An 18,991-nucleotide genomic window follows, 5' to 3' on the forward strand; every position below is an offset into this window, starting at 1 on the left:
GATCCCGCCCACCCGGAAAACCTGCAGGACGTGATCCAGGCGCTGAAGGACACCGATGCGGAGCTCGGCTTCGCGTTCGACGGCGACGGCGACCGTCTCGGCGTCGTCACGAAGGACGGCCAGATCATCTATCCGGACCGCCAGCTGATGCTGTTCGCGGAAGAAGTGCTGTCGCGCAATCCGGGCGCCCAGATCATCTACGACGTGAAGTGCACGCGCCACCTCGCGCAGTGGGTGAAGTCGAAGGGCGGCGAGCCGCTGATGTGGAAGACCGGCCATTCGCTCGTGAAGGCGAAGCTGCGCGAGACGGGGGCACCGCTGGCCGGCGAAATGAGCGGCCACGTGTTCTTCAAGGATCGCTGGTACGGCTTCGACGACGGCCTGTACACGGGCGCGCGCCTGCTGGAAATTCTCGCGAAGACGGCCGATCCGAGCGCGCTGCTCAACAGCCTGCCGGACGCGATGAGCACGCCGGAACTGCAGCTCTGGCTCGACGAAGGCGAGAATTTCCGCCTGATCGAGCAGTTGCAGAAGGAAGCGAAGTTCGACGGCGCCGACGAAGTCGTGACGATCGACGGCCTGCGTGTCGAGTACCCGGACGGTTTCGGCCTCGCGCGTTCGTCGAACACGACGCCGGTCGTCGTGATGCGCTTCGAAGCCGAGACGCAGGAAGGGCTCAAGCGCATCCAGGAGGACTTCCGCCGCGTGCTGACGGCCGCGAAGCCGGACGTCAAGCTGCCGTTCTGAGCACCGGCGGCCGGCGGGCCGCCCGTACGACGGCCGGCTCATCGGCCGGGTTTATCTTGAAAAGCGGCGCGCGCCCCGGGCGCGTGGCCGCTTTTTGTCTGTCTGGCCCTCCGGGCGGGATAAAATCCCCCCTTTATGTCTGTCGCCGGCTGCCAGCCGGCGTTTTTTCAGCGTGCAAAAGATCCTGATCGTGCGTGTGTCGTCGCTGGGCGACGTCGTGCACAACATGCCGGTGATCGCCGATATCCGGCGCCGCCACCCCGATGCGCAGATCGACTGGCTCGTCGAGGAAAGCTTCGTCGACCTCGTACGGCTCGTCGACGGCGTGCGCAACGTGCTGCCGTTCTCGCTGCGCCGCTGGCGCAAGAAGCCGTTCTCGGGGGCGACGTGGCGCGAGATCCGCGCGTTCCGCCGGCGCCTCGCGGCCGAGCAGTACGACCTCGTGATCGACTGCCAGGGCCTCATCAAGACCGCGTGGGTCGCGAGCTGGGCCCGCGGCCCGCTCGTCGGGCTCGGCAACCGCACCGACGGCGCCGGCTACGAGTGGCCGGTGCGCTTCTTCTACCGCAAGCGCGTGCCGATCGCGCCGCGCACGCACGTCGTCGAGCGCTCGCGCCAGTTGGTCGCGGCCGCGCTGGACGACCCGGCGCCGACCCCGGCCGACCCCGTCGAGTTCGGCCTCGACACGCGGGCGGCAGCGCTCGCGGTGGCCGCGCTCGGCCTGAACCTGCCGGTGCCGTACGTCGTGTTCGTCCACGCGACGTCGCGCGCCGACAAGCAGTGGCCGGACGCCGCGTGGATCGAGCTCGGCCAGGCGCTGGTGCGGCGCGGCGCGTCGCTCGTGCTGCCGTGGGGCAACGACGCGGAACGCGCGACCAGCGAGCGGCTCGCGAAGGAATTCGGCGCGGCGGCGATCGTGCCGCCGAAGCTGTCGCTGCCGGCCGTGGTCGGGCTGATCGACGGCGCGGCTGCGACGGTCGGGGTTGATACAGGTCTGGTTCACATCGCGGCCGCGCTGAAGCGCCCGACGGTCGAACTGTACAATTTCGCGACGGCCTGGCGGACCGGCGGCTACTGGTCGCCGAACGTCGTCAATCTCGGCACGGCGGGGCAGCCCCCGTCGATCGCGCAGGTGAAGTCGGCGCTCGCGGGCTTCGGCCTCCTGTAACGCTGTCCACACGCGAACCGATCATGAGCGAATCCCAGATCATCGAAGTCCCGTCCGCCGACTGGAGCGGACACAACCTGTCGGCGCCGCGCGAGCAGTTGCTGGCCGCGGTCGAGGAAGGCAAGGTGCTGTATTTCCCGCACCTGCGCTTCGCGATCGAAGGCGGCGAGGAAGCGCTGCTCGATCCGGCGCTCGCCGATCCGAAACGCAAGAACATCAGCCTCGCGCCGAACGGCGGCGCGCTCGCCGGCGTGCTCGGCGACAGCGTCACGCAGTCGGCCGTGCGCGCGCTCGTCGCGCGCTTCCAGCAGCAGGCCGGCACGCTCGTCGACGGCCTCTTTCCCGAATACCGCGGCAAGCTGCGCGTCGCGCCGACGAGCCTGCGGCTGATGCAGGTCGAAACGCGCCAGACGTCGTGGCGCAAGGACGACAGCCGGCTGCACGTCGACGCGTTCCCGTCGCGGCCGAACTACGGCGAGCGCATCCTGCGCGTGTTCACGAACGTGAACCCGGCCGGCGCACCGCGCGTGTGGCGTGTCGGCGAGCCGTTCGAGGACGTCGCGAAGCGCTTCCTGCCGAAGATCCGGCCGCAGTTCCCGGGCTCGGCGTGGCTGCTGAACCTGCTGCACGTGACGAAATCGCCGCGCAGCGCATACGACCACCTGATGCTGAACCTGCACGACGGGATGAAGGCCGACCTCGACTACCAGAAGACGTGTCCGCAGCAAACGATGCCGTTTCCGCCGGGCAGCGTGTGGATATGTTTCTCCGATCAGACTTCGCACGCTGTGATGTCGGGCCAGTTCATGCTCGAGCAAACCTTCTTCCTGCCGGTCGACGCGATGGTTCGCCGCGAATGCGCGCCGCTCGGCATTCTCGAACGCCTGACGGGCAGGGCGCTGGTTTGAGCGCGCGCCTGCTTCGACGCAATACCCGGGCGGCCGCATGCTGAGGGCGATCTATCGCGCGCTGTGGTGGCTCGTCGCGCCGGCCGCGGTCATCCGGCTCTACGTGCGCTCGCGCAAGGAGCGCGGTTATCGCGAGCATATCGCCGAGCGCTTCGGTCACGTCGCGGGCCGCTCGCGCGACGACCGCGCGCCGCTGATCTGGGTGCATGCGGTGTCGGTCGGCGAGACGCGCGCCGCGCAGCCGCTGATCGATGCGCTGATGCGCGCGCGCCCCGATGCGCGCATCCTGCTCACGCACATGACGCCGAGCGGCCGCGCGACGGGCGAACAGATCTTCGGCGATCGCGTGCTGCGCTGCTACCTGCCGTACGACATGCCGGGCGCGGTGCGGCGCTTCCTGCGTGCATGGCGGCCGACGCTCGGCCTCGTGATGGAAACCGAGGTGTGGCCGACGCTGATCGACGAGTGTCGCCGCGCGGACGTGCCGCTGGTGTTGACCAATGCGCGGATGTCCGCGCGTTCGTTCCGGCGCGCGGCGAAGTTCGGCGCGGCGACGCGCGACGTGTTCGGCGGCTTCTCGCGCGTGCTCGCGCAGAGCCCGGCCGATGCGGAGCGGCTGACGTCGCTCGGCGCCCGCAACGTGACCGTGCTCGGCAACCTGAAGTTCGACATGACGACGCCGCCGGAACTCGCGGCACGCGGGCATGCGTGGCGCGACGCGATCGGCGCGCGGCCGGTGTGGGTTGCCGCCAGCACGCGCGAGAACGAAGAAGCGCTGGTGTTGCAGGCGTTCGCGGAAATGCGTACGCCCGGCGCGCTGCTGGTGCTCGTGCCGCGTCATCCGCAGCGCTTCGCCGAGGTCGAGGCGCTCGTCGCGCGCGGCGGGCTCAAATGCGTGCGGCGCTCGGTGTGGGCGGCCGACGCGGCCGCGCTCGCAGCGGGCCGGCCGGCGGCCGACCCGCTGCCGGACGACGTCACGGTGTTGCTCGGCGATTCGATGGGCGAGCTCGGCGCGTACTACGCGGCGGCCGACATCGCGTTCATCGGCGGCAGCCTGCTGCCGCTCGGCGGGCAGAACCTGATCGAAGCGTGCGCGGTCGGCGTGCCGGTGCTGATCGGGCCGCACGTGTTCAACTTCACGCAGGCGACCGCCGATGCGGTCGCGGCCGGTGCGGCGATGCAGGTCGAGGATCCGCTCGATCTCGCACACGTGCTCGACGCGCTGTTCGCCGACAACGCGCGGCGCATCGCGATGGGCGCGGCCGGCGCGGCCTTCGCATCGCGTCACCGCGGCGCGACCGCGCGCACGGTCGACGTGCTCGCCGCGCTGTTGCCGCCTGCCGCAACCGGCGCGCGTGCGCTGCCGGACGTGCAGGACGCTCCGGACGACGACGCATAGACGGCGCGGGCGGCGCGATGCCGCCCGGACTCGCGTGGCGGCGTCGCAGGGCGCCGCCGCGCCGCTCACACCGTCAGCAAACCCTTCTTCTCGATGAATGCGATCACGTCCGCGACGCCGTCGAGCGCCTTCAGGTTCGTCATCACGTAAGGCCGTTCGCCGCGCATTTTCCGCGTGTCGGACGCCATCACGTCGAGGTTCGCGCCGACCAGCGGCGCGAGGTCGGTCTTGTTGATCACCAGCAGGTCGGACTTCGTGATGCCCGGGCCGCCCTTGCGCGGAATCTTCTCGCCGCCCGCGACGTCGATCACGTAGATCGTCAGGTCCGACAGCTCGGGACTGAAGGTCGCCGCGAGATTGTCGCCGCCGGACTCGATGAACACGATGTCGGCATCGGGAAAGCGCGCGAGCATCCGGTCGACGGCTTCGAGGTTGATCGATGCATCTTCCCGGATCGCCGTGTGCGGGCAGCCGCCCGTCTCGACGCCCATGATGCGTTCCTCGGGCAGTGCGCCCGCGACCGTCAGCAGTCGCTGGTCTTCCTTCGTATAGATGTCGTTCGTGATCGCGACGAGGTCGTAGCGGTCGCGCATCGCCTTGCACAGCATTTCGAGCAGCGTGGTCTTGCCGGAGCCGACGGGGCCGCCGATGCCGACGCGCAGCGGCGGCAGTTTCTTCGTGCGGCGGGCGGGGGAGGGAGCGGGTGCGTTCATGGTCGGGCGAAGAGGTTCAGGAGCGGAACAACCGCGAATACTGGGTTTCGTGCCGCGCGGACAGGATGCCGAGCTGCGGCGCGAGCGTGTTGACGGCGTCGGGCGGTGTCGCGAGCGCGCGGCGCACGGCCGCGTCGATCGCGCCGCGCAGCGCGACGATGATGCGTTGCCCGGCGAGCTGGCCGAGCGGCACGGCCTTCAGCGCGGCGGACGTCTGGTTCTCGACCCAGCCGAACGCGTACGCGGCGAGCGTCGCGTCGGCGCCGGCGTCGTGAGCGGCAGCCGCGTACGCGAACGCGGTCGGCAGCGCGATCGGCGACAGCGACGCGAGCGTCGCGCGGCGTGCGGCGTCGCCCCATTCGAGCGATGCGCACAGCTGCGCGAGCGACCAGCCCATCTGTTCGGTTTCGCGGCGCAGTTCGGCCGATTCCCGGCTCGCGACGAACCAGGCATTTTCGGCGGCGAGCGCGTGCGTGTCGTGCGTCTGCCAGCGGGCGAGCTGGTGCGCGAGGAACGGCAGTTCGCCGTGCGCGAGCACGTCGGTCAGGCCGCTCGCAATCCAGTCGCGCGCGGAATCGGCGTCGCGGATCAGGTTCGCGTCGAGCGCGGCTTCGAGGCCCTGCGAATAGCTGTACGCGCCGATCGGCAAAGCCGGCGATGCGAGGTGCAGCAGCGCGACGAGCTCAGTGGTGGTCATGACCGTGGTGGCCGTGCGTGCAGCCGGGACCATGCTGATGATCGTGATCGTGATCGTGATCGTGCGAATGCGCATGCCCGTGGTGTTCGCCGAACACCTGCTGCGCGAGCGCGTAGTCCTCGGCGAACGTCGCGTCGTGCCCGTGTTTGTGGCCGCCGCCGTATGCGCCGGCTTCCGGCTGGAACGGCGCATGCGTTTCGTCGACCTGCGTGCCGAGCCGGCGCAGCATGTCCGCGAGCACCGGATCGGCTTCGAGCTTCAGGTAGCCGTCGCCGATCTCGACCGGCGTGTGACGGTTGCCGAGGTGATACGCGGCGCGCATCAGCGTGAGCGGGTCGGCCGCGCGCACGAGCAGCACGGTTTCGGGCGCCGCGGCGACGCGCACGAGCGCGCCGTCGTCGGCGACGAGCACGTCGCCGTCGCGCAGCACGGTGCCGCGCGGCAGCAGGACCGCGACGTCTTCGCCGGTATCGAGCGTCGCCGCGAGGCGGCTCTTGCAGCGGGCGTCATAGGCGAGCGTGAGCGTCGGCGCGCGCGCGACGAGCGACGCGGCGAGTTTCACGTTCGGGGCAATACGTTTGTCGAGGGTGCGCATGAAACCGAGGATCTCGAATCAGAACAGGAAATAGCGCTGCGCCATCGGCAGCACCGTCGCCGGCTCGCAGGTGAGCAACTGGCGGTCGGCGATCACGTCGTAGGTTTCGGGGTCGACGCTGATCGACGGACGCCAGGCGTTGTGAATCATGTCGGCCTTCGTCACGTTGCGGCAGTTGCGCACCGGCACGATCCGCTTCGCGAGGCCATAGCGCTCCGCGATGCCCGCATCGGCCGCCATCTGCGACACGAAGGTCAGCGACGTGCGCGCGAGCGCCCCGCCGCGCGTCGCGAACATCTCGCGATAGTGAACCGGCTGCGGCGTCGGGATCGACGCGTTCGGGTCGCCCATCTGCGCGAGCGCGATCATCCCGCCCTTGAGGATCATCGACGGCTTGATCCCGAAGAACGCAGGCTCCCACAGCACGAGGTCGGCCCACTTGCCGGGCTCGATCGAGCCGACTTCATGCGCGATGCCGTGCGTGAGCGCCGGGTTGATCGTGTACTTCGCGACGTAGCGCTTCGCGCGGAAGTTGTCGTTGCGCGCGGTGTCCTCCGGCAGCGCGCCGCGCTGCACCTTCATCTTGTGCGCGGTCTGCCAGGTGCGGATGATCACTTCGCCGACGCGGCCCATCGCCTGCGAATCGGACGACAGCATCGACAGCGCGCCGAGATCGTGCAGGATGTCCTCGGCCGCGATCGTCTCGCGACGAATGCGCGATTCGGCGAACGCGAGATCCTCGGCGATCGACGGATCGAGGTGATGGCACACCATCAGCATGTCGAGATGCTCGTCGAGCGTGTTGATCGTGTACGGGCGCGTCGGATTGGTCGACGACGGCAGTACGTTCATCTCGCCGCACACCTTCAGGATGTCGGGCGCATGGCCGCCGCCCGCACCTTCGGTGTGGTACGTGTGGATCGTGCGGCCCTTGAACGCGGCGACCGTCGATTCGACGAACCCGGCCTCGTTCAGCGTGTCGGTGTGGATCGCGACCTGCGTGTCGGTGTCGTCGGCCACCGACAGGCAGTTGTCGATCGCGGCGGGCGTCGTGCCCCAGTCCTCGTGCAGTTTCAAACCGATCGCGCCGGCCGCGATCTGCTCGACGAGCGGCTGCGGCAGGCTCGCGTTGCCCTTGCCCAGAAAGCCGAGATTGATCGGCCAGCCGTCGGCGGCCTGCAGCATCCGCTCCATGTGCCACGGGCCCGGCGTGCAGGTCGTCGCGTTGGTGCCGGTGGCCGGCCCCGTGCCGCCGCCGAGCATCGTCGTGACGCCCGACGCGAGCGCCTCGTCGATCTGCTGCGGGCTGATGAAGTGAATGTGCGTGTCGATGCCGCCCGCGGTCACGATCAGCCCTTCGCCGGCGATGACTTCGGTCGCGGCGCCGATCGCGATCGTCACGCCCGGCTGGATGTCGGGGTTGCCGGCCTTGCCGATCGCGGCGATGCGGCCGTGCTTGATCGCGATGTCGGCCTTCACGATGCCCCAGTGATCGAGGATCACCGCGTTCGTGATGACGGTGTCGGGCACGTCGGCGGCCACGCGCTGCGACTGGCCCATCCCGTCGCGGATCACTTTTCCGCCGCCGAATTTCACTTCCTCGCCGTACGTGGTGAAGTCGCGTTCGATCTCGATCAGCAGTTCGGTATCGGCGAGCCGGACGCGGTCGCCCGTCGTCGGCCCGAACATTTCCGCGTACGCGCGGCGGCTCAAGCGTAGTGTCATGTTGCTGTTCCTGAAGAGCGGGGCGCGGCTTACAGCGGCCCCATCACCTTGCCCTGAAAACCGTAGACGGCGCGCTCGCCCGCGAGCGCGACGAGCTCGACGGTGCGCGTCTGGCCGGGCTCGAAGCGCACGGCCGTGCCGGCCGCGATGTTGAGCCGGAAGCCGCGCGCGGCCGCGCGGTCGAACGACAGCGCGTCGTTGACTTCGAAGAAGTGGTAGTGCGAGCCGACCTGCACCGGGCGATCGCCGGTGTTCGCGACGACGAGCGAGCGCGTCGCACGGCCCGCATTCAGTTCGTGTTCGCCGTCGTCGGTGAGGATTTCGCCGGGGATCATGCGGGGCCTCACGGAATCGGGTGGTGGACGGTCACGAGCTTCGTGCCGTCGGGGAAGGTCGCTTCGACCTGGATGTCGGGAATCATTTCCGGCACGCCGTCCATCACGTCGTCGCGCGTGAGCAGCGTCGTGCCGTAGTGCATCACCTCGGCCACCGTCCTGCCGTCGCGCGCGGCTTCCATCAGCGCCGCGGTGATGAAGGCGACCGCCTCCGGATAGTTGAGCTTCAGGCCGCGCGCACGGCGGCGTTCGGCGAGCAGCGCCGCCGTGAAGATCAGCAGCTTGTCCTTTTCGCGGGGAGTCAGTTTCATGAAGGCAGACGTTCAGGAAAACGTAATTTTTATCGGTGCGCACGCAACGGGCGGGCGCGCGGTTCATCGTAGCACCGCGCTGTTTTGCGTGCGTCGTGTATCGCTTATGTAAGGAGCAAGGTGCGTGCCATGTGCATTGCACGCGGTGCGATGCGCGTTCGTGGTGCGCGATGCATGGAGAGGGTGCGGCGCGTGTCGCGCGCTGCGCCGAAACGGTGCGTGATGCGCGCGTTCAGGTTTGCCAGAGACGCAGCGGCCGCGCGTCGACGCCGTGCACGATCGGCCGCAACTGCAGCCAGCAGTCGGTGAAGTGGCGCTGCAGCGCTTCCATCGACGTCGCGAGCGCACGCACGAGCACGACGCCGGGCGTCACGCAGGTGGCGCCCGCGCGCAGCGTGTCGTCGAACGGCATGCGCGCGGCGAGCGCTTCGGCGAGCGTGGCGTCGCACGCGGCGCCGGCGGCCCACAGCGTGCCGTAGACGGGAAAACCGGCGAGGCCCTGCAGCGCGCCGCGCAGCGGGTCGCGCGCGTCGAGTAGCGCGCGCTCGGTCCACAGCGGCCGGCCGTCGGCATCGACGAGCGCCGAGGTCGACGCGATGCGTCCCGCCGACCAGGTTTCGCCGGCCGCCTGCCGGCCGAGCTGCGTCGCGTCCCAGCCGATCGCGCTCGCGCCTGCGCCGAGCGTCACCGTGAAGTCGAGCGCCGCGTGCGCCGCGTCGAAGAACAGGTTGTTCTGCGGTAGCCAGTCGAGCTTCGCATGCGCGCCGATCGCGATGCCGATACGCTGTGTCGCGTCGAGGCCGTTCGACTTGTACCACTTGGTCGCGCCGGGCGTCGTCAGCACCGCGTGCGTGCCGTCGCCGAGCGCGATGTCGATGTCGAGCCGGTCGCCGCCCGCGACGCCGCCCGGCGGATGCACGATCACCGCGTGGCAGATCGCGTCGCCTTCCGGGTACAGCGGCCGCTGCACGCGCAGCGGGCCGTCGTGCAGCCGGTGCGCGAGCGTCGTGCGCGCACCATGCCGCTCGAAGCCGAGTTCGAGGCGGCCGCGCCACGACTTGGCGACGGCGGGGCGGGACAGCGAGGCGTGCGAATCGGGGGCGGACATCGGCGGCGAACGGGAAACGAGGAAGCGGGTGCGAAGAACGTGGATGCTACCGGAACAATAATGCAGATGCCGCGTTCGTAGGAAGCGCCGCGTGCGCGCGTCCCGCGAGCCGACCGTACGTGTCCCTCGCCGTGCCTACCGCGGTGCCTACCGCGGTGCCTACCGCCGTGCCTACCGCGGTGCCGCCCATCACACCGCGATCAGCTCCCGTACCCCGTTCGTCTCCATGTCCTGTGCTTCCCCGCCTGCGACGATCTCGCCACGACTCATCACCCAGTACCGGTCGGCGATCGATTGAGCGAAATCGTAATACTGTTCGACGAGCAGCACGGTCATCCGCGATTCGTCGACGAGCTGGCGCAGCGTGCGGCCGATGTCCTGGATGATCGACGGCTGGATGCCTTCGGTCGGCTCGTCGAGGATCAGCAACTGCGGCTCGCTCATCAGCGCGCGGCCGATCGCGAGCTGTTGCTGCTGGCCGCCCGACAGGTCGCCGCCGCGCCGTGCGCGCATGTCCTTGAGCACCGGGAACAGGTCGTAGATGCGATCGGGCACTTTCGACGGCGCCTTGCGGCTCGCCGCGCCGACGAGCAGGTTTTCCTCGACGGTGAGCCGCGGAAAGATGTCGCGGCCCTGCGGCACGTACGCGAGCCCCGCCGCGACGCGCGCGTACGGCGGCAGTGCGCCGAGCGCGGTGCCGCGCCACGACACGCTGCCGCTTTTCGCGGCGACGACGCCCATCAGGCAGCGCAGCAGCGTGCTCTTGCCGACGCCGTTGCGGCCGAGCAGCACGGTGAGCTTGCCGTCGTCGGCGACGAGGTTCACGTTGCGCAGGATATGGCTGCCGCCGTAGTACTGGTTCAGCGCTTCGATTTTCAGCATCGCATCATCGTCCGAGGTAAGACTCGATCACCGCGTCGTCGCGCTTGACCTGGTCGAGCGTGCCGTGCGCGAGCACCGCGCCTTCGGCCATCACCGTCACGCGTCCCGTGTCGCCCGCGAGCGCCGCGACGAATTCCATGTCGTGCTCGACGACCATCATCGAGCAGGTGCCGCGCAGCGTGTTCAGCAGCTCGGCGAGTTCCATCGTCTCGTGGTCGGTCATCCCGGCCGCCGGCTCGTCGAGCAGCAGCAGCGCGGGGCGCTGCATCAGCAGCATGCCGATTTCGAGCCGCTGCTTCTGGCCGTGCGACAGTTCGCCGGCCGCGCGATACGCATGGCTTTCGAGGCCGATCAGCGCGAGCGTCTCCTCGATCTTCGCCTGCGCGGTGCGGTCGAGCCGCGCGCGCAGCGACGCGAGCCAGCCCTTGTCGGTCTGCATCGCGAGTTCGAGGTTTTCCCATACCGGATGCTGTTCGAATACGGTCGGCTTCTGGAACTTGCGGCCGATGCCCGCCCGCGCGATCTCCGGTTCGTTCATCCGCGCGAGGTCGATCGTCTGGCCCAGAAACACCTTGCCCGCATCGGGCCGCGTCTTGCCGGTGATGACGTCCATCATCGTCGTCTTGCCCGCGCCGTTCGGGCCGATCACGCAGCGCAGCTCGCCCGCGTCGATCGAGAGCGACAGCTTCTTCAGCGCACGAAACCCGTCGAAGCTCACCTCGATGTCCTCGAGATAGAGAATCGTGCCGTGCGACGTATCGATGCCGGGCGGCACGACGCGCCCCATCGACGCGCTGCCGCTGACGGTCAGCTCGTCCTCGGGGGGCGGCGTGAACTGGTAGAGCGCCGTTCCATTCATGCGCGTTTCCCCTTCGCGAGCACGGTTTCGACGAGGCCCATGATCCCGCGCGGCAGCAAGAGCGGCACGAGCACGAAGATCAGACCGAGGAAGAACAGCCAGTATTCGGCGAAGTACGCGGTGAAGACGCTCTTCGCGCCGTTTACCGCGAACGCGCCGACGATCGGCCCGATCAGCGTGCCGCGTCCGCCCACCGCGACCCAGATCGCCATTTCGATCGAGTTGCCGGGCGACATCTCGCCGGGATTGATGATGCCGACCTGCGGCACGTACAGCGCGCCGGCGATGCCGCACAGCACGGCCGACACGGTCCACACGAACAGCTTGTACGCGAGCGGGCTGTAGCCGAGGAACATCAGCCGCGTCTCGCCGTCGCGTACTGCGGTCACCACGCGCCCGAGCTTGCTCGTGACGATCGCGCGCGCGGCGATGAACGCGAGCACGAGGGTCGCGAACGTCAGCAGCAACAGCACCGTGCGCGTGCCCGGCGACGTGATCGCGAAGCCGGCGATGCGCTTGAAGTCGGTGAAGCCGTTGTTGCCGCCGAAGCCCGTCTCGTTGCGATAGAACAGCAGCATCGCGGCGAACGTCAGCGCCTGCGTGATGATCGACAGGTACACGCCCTTCACGCGCGAGCGGAACGTGAAGAAGCCGAACACCCACGCGAGCACGGCCGGCACGAGCACGACCAGCGCGAGCGCCCACGCGAGATGCTGCGTGCCGCTCCAGTACCACGGCAACTGGTGCCAGTCGAGGAACACCATGAAGTCGGGGAGGTCGCTGCCGTACTTGCCGTCGCGGCCGATCTCGCGCATCAGGTACATGCCGATCGCATAGCCGCCGAGCGCGAAGAACAGGCCGTGGCCGAGGCTCAGGATGCCGCAGTAGCCCCACACGAGGTCGAGCGCGAGCGCGGCGATCGCGTAGCACATCAGCTTGCCCGCGAGCGTCATCGCGTACGCGGACAGGTGGAACGCGCTGGCTTCGGGCGCGACGAGTGCGGCGAGCGGCACGCCGATGCCGATCGCCACGCACAGCGCGACGAGCGCGAGCCATGCGCGGCGCGACAGCAGCGCGGGGCGGGGCGGCAGGCCGAGCGCGAAGCCGTCCGCCGCGCGTCCGGCGGCAGCGGGCTTCGACGTGTCGGCGACCGGGTTCGATATCGAATCGGTGAATGAAGTCACGTCAAGCCTCCGCGCTGCGGCCCTTCGGGGCGAACATGCCCTGCGGGCGTTTCTGGATGAACAGCACGATCATCACGAGCACCGCGATCTTCGCGAGCACGGCACCCCAGAACGGTTCGATCGCCTTGCTCGCGAGGCCGAGTCCGAAGCCGCCGAGCACGGTGCCGGCGATCTGCCCGACACCGCCGAGCACGACGGCCATGAACGAGTCGATGATGTAGTTCTGGCCGAGATCGGGGCCCACGTTGCCGATCTGCGACAGCGCGCAGCCGCCGAGGCCGGCGATGCCCGCGCCGAACGCGAACGCATACGCGTCGACCCGCGCGGTCTTCACGCCGACGCAGGCTGCCATCCGGCGGTTCTGCGTGACCGCGCGCACGAACAGGCCGAGCCGCGTCTTCGTCAGCACGGCCCACGCGACGACCACCACCGCGAGCGCGAACGCGAGGATCGCGAGCCGGTTGTACGGCAGGATCAGGTTCTGCATCACCGTCACGCCGCCACTCATCCACGACGGGTTCACGACCTGCACGTTCTGCGCGCCGAACAGCATGCGCGTCGCCTGGATCAGGATCAGGCTCACGCCGAAGGTCGCGAGCAGCGTTTCGAGCGGGCGGCCGTACAGGTGCCGCAGCACGAGCCGTTCGAGCACGATGCCGACGAGCGCGGCCACCGCGAACGACACCGGCACGGCGACGAGCGGATACCAGTCGAATGCGCCGGGCGCGTAGCGCTGGACCAGCGTCTGCACGACATAGGTTGCGTACGCACCGATCATCAGGAATTCGCCGTGCGCCATGTTGATCACGCCGATCAGCCCGTACGTGATCGCGAGGCCGAGCGCGGCGAGCAGCAGCACGCTGCCGAGCGACAGGCCGGCGAACACCGTGCCGACGATTTCGCCGCGGCGCTGCAGCGCGTGCAACGTATCGAGCCCGTGTTGCGCGGCTTCGCGCACGCGCGCGTCGGGCTCCGCGTAGCTGCCGTCCGCGTTTTTCGCGACGAGCGGGCGCAGTTGTTCGATCATGTCGAGGTCGCTGCGCGCGGCCACCACCTGCACGGCTTCGAGGCGCTTCGCCGGATCGGGATCGTGCAGCGCGGCGATCGCCCACAGCGCATCGAGGCGGCGTTTCAGCGCCGGATCGGTTTCCTTCGCGCGGGCGCGGTCGATCATCGGCTTGAGCGCCGGGTCGGGCGACTTCAGCAGCGCGTCGATCGCGTCGCGGCGCGCGGCCACGTCCGGCGACGCGAGCGCGAGGCCCGACAGCGCACCGGCGATCTTCGTGCGCAGCAGGTTGTTCAGCATCACCGGCTGCGCGTCGCCGGCCGGCGTCGCGGCCTGCGTGAGCGCGTCGTGCGCGGTGTCGCCGGACTGGATCAACAGGCGGCCGTCGCCGGTCGCGAGCGCATCGCCGCTCGACAGCGCATTGAGCACCGCAACGGCGCGCGGATCGGTGTCGGCGGCGAGCCGTTCGATCGCGGCCGTCTTCGCGTCGAAGTCGTCGCCGGCGAGCGCGGCGGTATCGGCCGCCGTCAGCGCGAACGCGGCGTGCGGCAGCAGGCCCGCGAGGGCGGCGCATGCCGCGATCGCGCGGGCGGCTCGGCGAAAGCGTGTTGGCATCGGGAAATCCTGTCGGGCGTGGGAAGCGGAGTGGGGCGGCGCTGCGCCGTTGCCGACGGTCCGTCACGGCAAGCGTGGCCGGCGCATCGGCAGCGGGCGGGCGGCACGTCGCACACGAAGCGCGACGCGCCGCTCGACGTCAGGCCAGCGCGGCGCGCTGCCGGCGCAGGAACGCCGGAATCGAGCTGACGACGTCCGGCTTGCCCTGGTTGCCCGCGATGAACGGGCTCCACGGTTGCGCGCGCACGGCCGTCTTCGTCTTCCACACGACGTTGAACTGCCCGTCGCCACGGATCTCGCCGATCATCACCGGCTTGTGCAGGTGATGGTTGCCGTCCATCGCGAGCGTGAAGCCCGATGGCGCGGCGACCGTCTGGCCGATCATCGCGACGCGCACCTTGTCGACGTCGGTGCTCTTCGCCTTCTCGACGGCCTGCTTCCACATATGGATGCCGACGTAGGTCGCTTCCATCGGATCGTTGGTCACGCGCTTCGCGCCGCCCGGCAGGTTGTTCGCCTTCACCCACGCGGCGAACTGGTCCTTGAATTTCGTGTTGGTCGGGTTCTTCACCGACATGAAGTAGTTCCACGCGGCGAGGTGGCCGACGAGCGGCTTCGTATCGATCCCGCGCAGCTCTTCCTCGCCGACCGAGAACGCGACCACCGGCACGTCGGTCGCCTTGATCCCCTGGTTGCCCAGCTCCTTGTAGAACGGCACGTTCGAGTCGCCGTTGATCGTCGAGACCACGGTCGTCTTGCCGCCCTGCGCGAAGGTCTTGATGTTCGCGACGATGGTCTGGTAATCGCTGTGGCCGAACGGCGTGTAGACCTCCTGAATGTCGGCGTCTTTCACGCCCTTCGATTTCAGGAACGCGCGCAGGATCTTGTTGGTCGTGCGCGGATACACGTAGTCGGTGCCGAGCAGGAAGAAGCGCTTCGCGCCGCCGCCTTCCGCGCTCATCAGGTACTCGACGGCGGGAATCGCCTGCTGGTTCGGCGCGGCGCCCGTGTAGAACACGTTGCGCGACATTTCCTCGCCTTCATACTGCACCGGGTAGTAGAGCAGCCCGTTCAGCTCCTCGAATACCGGCAGCACCGACTTGCGCGACACCGACGTCCAGCAGCCGAACACGCACGCGACCTTGTCCTGCGTGAGCAGCTGGCGCGCCTTCTCGGCGAACAGCGGCCAGTTCGACGCCGGGTCGACCACCACCGGTTCGAGCTTGCGGCCCATCACGCCGCCGCTCTTGTTGATGTCGGCGATCGTCATCAGCGCGGTGTCCTTCAGCGACGTCTCCGAGATCGCCATCGTGCCCGACAGCGAATGCAGGATGCCGACCTTGATCGGGCCGGTGCCCGCATCGGCCGCGTGCGCGAACGGGCTCTTGCCCGCCAGCGCGAGCGCGCCGGCCATCGAACCGAACTTCAACAGACTGCGACGTTTCATCGGGATCCCCTTGTCGTGTTGGATGTGCGTGCGCCGTGGCGGCGCCGGCCATCGTGTAACGCAAGGCATGTGCCAGTCGCGCGGATGCACGTCCGGCGTGCCTTCGCGGGGCATCGGCGGGCATCGGGGCGGTGCGGATGACGCGTGGTGCAGCATGCGCGGTCCGTTGCGGTGCAGACGCGCGGGCGCAAATGGTGCACGGCGGTGCCGCGGCGCTGCGACGCGGGAAACGACGGAACGGCGCGCGGAAAAGAGAAACGGGCGCGCAATGCGCGCCCGTTCGGCGGATCGGTGCGGCCGGCGGCGGGGGCCGGGCGGCGCGGCGGCGCATGATGCGCGGCCGGAAGGATCGGTCAGTAGCGCGGCACGGACGGATCGACGTCGCGCGACCACGCGTCGATCCCGCCTTGCAGGTTGTACAGCTTGGTGAAGCCGCGCGATTCGAGGAACATCGCGACTTGCGCGCTGCGCATCCCGTGATGGCACACGCAAACGATTTCCGCTTCGTCGTCGAGCTCTTCGCTGCGCGCCGGAATCTGCTGCATCGGAATCGACACGCTGCCGGCGATCTGCGCGGTCGCGATTTCCCACGGCTCGCGCACGTCGAGCACGACCGGCGCGGGGCGCGCCGTGTCGCCGAGCCATTCCGCGAGCATCGCGGGCGTCAGGATCTGCATGGAGGCTCCGCCGCTCAGAACTTGAAGCGCGACGGCTCGATCGCGTTGACGAGATGGTCGATGTACGTTTCGAACACGTCGGCCACGCGGTACTGCTTGTCGTCGATGCGCGTGATGATCTGCGCCTTCATCACCGGACGGCCGCCGACGAACGCCGACAGGCGGCCGCCGACCTTGAGCTGTTCGAGCATTTCCTGCGGCACGACCGGCAGGCCGCCCGCGACGCAGATCACGTCGTACGGCGCCTTCGCGGCCCAGCCGCGCGAACCGTCGCCGAGCACGACTTCGGCGTTGGTCACGCCGTCGTTGCGCAGGTTGTCTTCCGCGAATTTCGCGATCGCCGGATCGATCTCGACGGCCGTCACGTGCTGCGCGCGATGCGCGAACAGCGCGGCGAGGTAACCCGAGCCCGCGCCGATCACCAGCACGTTCTCGTGCTTCTTGACGCCCAGCTCCTGCAGCACGCGCGCTTCGACGCGCGGGAACAGCATCTTGCTGGCGCCGCCGGGCAGCGGCAGTTCGAGATCGGCGAATGCGAGATCGCGGTATTGGGCCGGAACGTAGTTTTCACGCTTGACGATCGACAGCAGGCCCAGGACATCCAGATCCAGCACGTCCCACGGACGGATCTGCTGTTCGATCATGTTGAAACGCGCGTTTTCGATATTCATGGTGTGGTCACGCAGCCAGGTCGGCCATCAGCGGGGATAGAGAAACTTCGTGATTGTACCAAAGGGCACGGCCGCGAAGCCTTCAGGCGGCCTGCAACAGACCTTTACCCCTTGCTCTTCTTGATCTGCGCCTCGAACGCGAGGTCGAGCTTGCTCGCCTTGCGCGGTTTTTTGGGGCCGAATTCGTCGACGAACTTGACGAATTCGTCGAGCGGCAGCGGCTCGCAGCGCTTCTCGGCGGTGCCGCCCGAGCGGTCGACGAGATAGAACAGGCCGCCCGCCATCGCGACGGCCGCGAATTGCGGGTTGCCGGAGCGGGTCTTCAGGCGTTCGACCGCGTGGGTCGCTTTGGTGGTGCGCATCTTGGGGGCTGGCGAAGCGGGTGTAAGCCTCACACTGTATCAAACCGGCCGCCTGCTTGCGGCCGGCGGCCCGCCCGTGGCCGGCGCGAACCGGCCCTAAACCGTGCGCGAGTAGCGCTGCCGCGGCGTCTGGCCGAGGTATGCATCGAACGCCATCGCGATGTTGCGTACGACCATCCGGCCGGCCGGGTGGATCGTCAGGCGGTCGCACGCGATCGTCAGCAGCCCGTCGCGCTCGAACGGGCGCAGCGCGTCGAGCTCGCGTGCGAAATGATCGGCGAAGCGGATGCCGTGCGCGGCTTCCACATGCGAGAACGGCAGTTCCAGGTTGCACATCAGTTGCGTGATCACGTCGCGGCGCAGCCGGTCGTCCGGCGTGAGCCGCACGCCGCGCGCGATCGGCAGCCGGCCCGCGTCGAGCGCGGCGCCGTACGCGGGCAGGTCCTTCGCGTTCTGCGCGTAGACGTCGCCGACCTTGCCGATCGACGACACGCCGAAGCCGATCAGGTCGGTATCCGCACGCGTGCTGTAGCCCTGAAAATTGCGCTGCAGCGTGCCGTTGCGCTGCGCGCGCACCAGCTCGTCGGACGGCCGCGCGAAGTGGTCCATCCCGATGTACACGTAGCCGGCCGACGTCAGCATGTCGATCGCGAGGCCGAGCAGCGCGATGCGCGTTTCGGGCGGCGGCAGCGTCGCGTCGTCGATCTGCCGCTGCATCTTGAACAGGTGCGGCATGTGCGCGTAGCCGAACACCGACAGGCGATCGGGCGCGAGTTCGATGATCGTCTCGAGCGTGCGCGCGAACACCGCGACCGTCTGGTGCGGCAGCCCGTAGATCAGGTCGACGCTGACCGAATGAAAGCCCGTCGCGCGCGCGGCGCCGAGCAGGTCGGCGGTCATCGCGAGCGGCTGGATGCGGTTGATCGCCTGCTGCACGACCGGGTCGAAATCCTGCACGCCGAGGCTCAACCGGTTGAAGCCGATCGTGCGCAGGTGCACGAGCGTGGCCGGCGTGACCGTGCGCGGGTCGATTTCGATCGAGAACTCGGCGTCGGTATCCGGCGCGAGCGAGAAATGCTCGCGCGTGGCCGCCATCAGTTCGGCCGTTTCGTCGTCGGACAGGAAGGTCGGCGTGCCGCCGCCCCAGTGCAGTTGCGTGACGGGGCGGGACGGATCGAACAGCGCGGCCTGCAGCGCCATTTCGCGCTTGAGCTGGTCGAGATACGGGCGCGCGCGGCGGCGGTTGTTGGTCGCGATCTTGTTGCAGCCGCAGTAGAAGCACGCGGTGTTGCAGAACGGGATGTGGAAGTACAGCGACAGGTCGCTCGACGATGCGCCGGGGTCGCGCGCCGCGCGACCGTAGTCGGCCGGGTCGAAATCGTCGCGGAACTGCAGCGCGGTGGGGTACGACGTATAGCGCGGCCCGTTCGCGCCGTATTTCGCAACTAAATCGGGACGGAACATCGTGTCGGCAGAACCAGAACGCATGGCGGTCTCGCGCTTTTTTGGGATGCTTCCGAGTATATGAACGCGCGATCGGGCTGCATTGTGTAATAACGTCGCAGCGGGCGATGGCACAATG

Annotated in this window: 19 protein-coding genes and 1 pseudogene; 4 read left to right on the forward strand and 16 right to left on the reverse strand. The window is 68.8% G+C overall.

Translation table 11 applies throughout. The features are described from left to right. The 4 genes and pseudogenes from H0X90_RS12740 to waaA all read left to right on the forward strand — a co-directional run. Window positions 1–747: pseudogene (locus H0X90_RS12740) on the forward strand (phosphomannomutase/phosphoglucomutase); the annotation flags it as partial. Between the two features lie 172 nt (window positions 748–919). Continuing rightward, window positions 920–1,915 (forward strand): lipopolysaccharide heptosyltransferase I, encoded by a 996-nt coding sequence (waaC, locus tag H0X90_RS12745; RefSeq protein WP_006485129.1) that lies wholly within the window; start codon window positions 920–922, stop codon window positions 1,913–1,915. Between the two features lie 23 nt (window positions 1,916–1,938). Further along, window positions 1,939–2,823, forward strand: a complete 885-nt coding sequence (locus tag H0X90_RS12750) for a Kdo hydroxylase family protein (protein WP_006485119.1) — start codon at window positions 1,939–1,941, stop codon at window positions 2,821–2,823. Between the two features lie 37 nt (window positions 2,824–2,860). Beyond that, on the forward strand, window positions 2,861–4,222 hold the full coding sequence (waaA, locus tag H0X90_RS12755) for a lipid IV(A) 3-deoxy-D-manno-octulosonic acid transferase (protein WP_062884032.1): 1,362 nt from the start codon (window positions 2,861–2,863) through the stop codon (window positions 4,220–4,222). A gap of 65 nt (window positions 4,223–4,287) precedes the next feature. On the opposite strand, the gene ureG is transcribed toward waaA, so the two are convergent. The 16 genes from ureG to hemN all read right to left on the reverse strand — a co-directional run bounded on the left by ureG (window position 4,288) and on the right by hemN (window position 18,897). Then, window positions 4,288–4,935, reverse strand: a complete 648-nt coding sequence (gene ureG / locus H0X90_RS12760; protein ID WP_058901948.1) for an urease accessory protein UreG — start codon at window positions 4,933–4,935, stop codon at window positions 4,288–4,290. Window positions 4,936–4,951: 16 nt separating this feature from the next. Continuing rightward, complete coding sequence (locus H0X90_RS12765) at window positions 4,952–5,632, reverse strand: urease accessory protein UreF (protein WP_077190963.1); 681 nt, start codon at window positions 5,630–5,632, stop codon at window positions 4,952–4,954. Further along, window positions 5,619–6,227, reverse strand: coding sequence for an urease accessory protein UreE (gene ureE / locus H0X90_RS12770; protein ID WP_077190962.1), 609 nt, complete (start codon window positions 6,225–6,227; stop codon window positions 5,619–5,621). Before ureE ends, H0X90_RS12765 begins: the two co-directional genes overlap by 14 nt. A gap of 18 nt (window positions 6,228–6,245) precedes the next feature. Beyond that, the gene (gene ureC, locus H0X90_RS12775; protein WP_077190961.1) at window positions 6,246–7,952 is read right to left on the reverse strand and encodes an urease subunit alpha; all 1,707 of its coding nucleotides are present in this window, start codon (window positions 7,950–7,952) and stop codon (window positions 6,246–6,248) included. 29 nt (window positions 7,953–7,981) lie between these two features. Then, the gene (locus H0X90_RS12780; RefSeq protein WP_006491066.1) at window positions 7,982–8,287 is read right to left on the reverse strand and encodes an urease subunit beta; all 306 of its coding nucleotides are present in this window, start codon (window positions 8,285–8,287) and stop codon (window positions 7,982–7,984) included. A gap of 8 nt (window positions 8,288–8,295) precedes the next feature. Continuing rightward, complete coding sequence (locus H0X90_RS12785) at window positions 8,296–8,598, reverse strand: urease subunit gamma (protein WP_006491064.1); 303 nt, start codon at window positions 8,596–8,598, stop codon at window positions 8,296–8,298. Between the two features lie 232 nt (window positions 8,599–8,830). Further along, complete coding sequence (locus H0X90_RS12790) at window positions 8,831–9,706, reverse strand: urease accessory protein UreD (protein ID WP_077190960.1); 876 nt, start codon at window positions 9,704–9,706, stop codon at window positions 8,831–8,833. Window positions 9,707–9,895: 189 nt separating this feature from the next. After that, the gene (gene urtE / locus H0X90_RS12795; RefSeq protein ID WP_006488540.1) at window positions 9,896–10,588 is read right to left on the reverse strand and encodes an urea ABC transporter ATP-binding subunit UrtE; all 693 of its coding nucleotides are present in this window, start codon (window positions 10,586–10,588) and stop codon (window positions 9,896–9,898) included. A gap of 4 nt (window positions 10,589–10,592) precedes the next feature. Then, window positions 10,593–11,447, reverse strand: a complete 855-nt coding sequence (urtD, locus tag H0X90_RS12800) for an urea ABC transporter ATP-binding protein UrtD (RefSeq protein WP_006488543.1) — start codon at window positions 11,445–11,447, stop codon at window positions 10,593–10,595. Continuing rightward, a complete protein-coding gene (urtC, locus tag H0X90_RS12805) occupies window positions 11,444–12,631 on the reverse strand; it encodes an urea ABC transporter permease subunit UrtC (RefSeq protein WP_048986242.1) in 1,188 nt (395 codons plus the stop codon). Before urtC ends, urtD begins: the two co-directional genes overlap by 4 nt. A gap of 1 nt (window position 12,632) precedes the next feature. Beyond that, on the reverse strand, window positions 12,633–14,252 hold the full coding sequence (gene urtB / locus H0X90_RS12810; protein ID WP_077190959.1) for an urea ABC transporter permease subunit UrtB: 1,620 nt from the start codon (window positions 14,250–14,252) through the stop codon (window positions 12,633–12,635). A 139-nt stretch (window positions 14,253–14,391) separates the two neighbouring features. Continuing rightward, window positions 14,392–15,699, reverse strand: coding sequence for an urea ABC transporter substrate-binding protein (gene urtA / locus H0X90_RS12815; protein WP_006496630.1), 1,308 nt, complete (start codon window positions 15,697–15,699; stop codon window positions 14,392–14,394). A gap of 353 nt (window positions 15,700–16,052) precedes the next feature. Then, window positions 16,053–16,376, reverse strand: coding sequence for a rhodanese-like domain-containing protein (locus tag H0X90_RS12820; protein ID WP_006488544.1), 324 nt, complete (start codon window positions 16,374–16,376; stop codon window positions 16,053–16,055). 14 nt (window positions 16,377–16,390) lie between these two features. After that, window positions 16,391–17,047 (reverse strand): protein-L-isoaspartate O-methyltransferase, encoded by a 657-nt coding sequence (locus H0X90_RS12825; RefSeq protein ID WP_006488564.1) that lies wholly within the window; start codon window positions 17,045–17,047, stop codon window positions 16,391–16,393. 104 nt (window positions 17,048–17,151) lie between these two features. Further along, the gene (locus H0X90_RS12830) at window positions 17,152–17,409 is read right to left on the reverse strand and encodes a hypothetical protein (protein ID WP_006488573.1); all 258 of its coding nucleotides are present in this window, start codon (window positions 17,407–17,409) and stop codon (window positions 17,152–17,154) included. Between the two features lie 96 nt (window positions 17,410–17,505). After that, window positions 17,506–18,897 carry an oxygen-independent coproporphyrinogen III oxidase gene (gene hemN / locus H0X90_RS12835; protein WP_077190958.1) on the reverse strand — a complete coding sequence of 464 codons (1,392 nt, stop codon included), beginning with the start codon at window positions 18,895–18,897 and terminating at the stop codon, window positions 17,506–17,508. Window positions 18,898–18,991: the final 94 nt, after the last annotated feature.

This window comes from Burkholderia sp. 9775_39, from assembly GCF_015712225.1.
Taxonomy (GTDB): Bacteria; Pseudomonadota; Gammaproteobacteria; order Burkholderiales; family Burkholderiaceae; genus Burkholderia; species Burkholderia cenocepacia.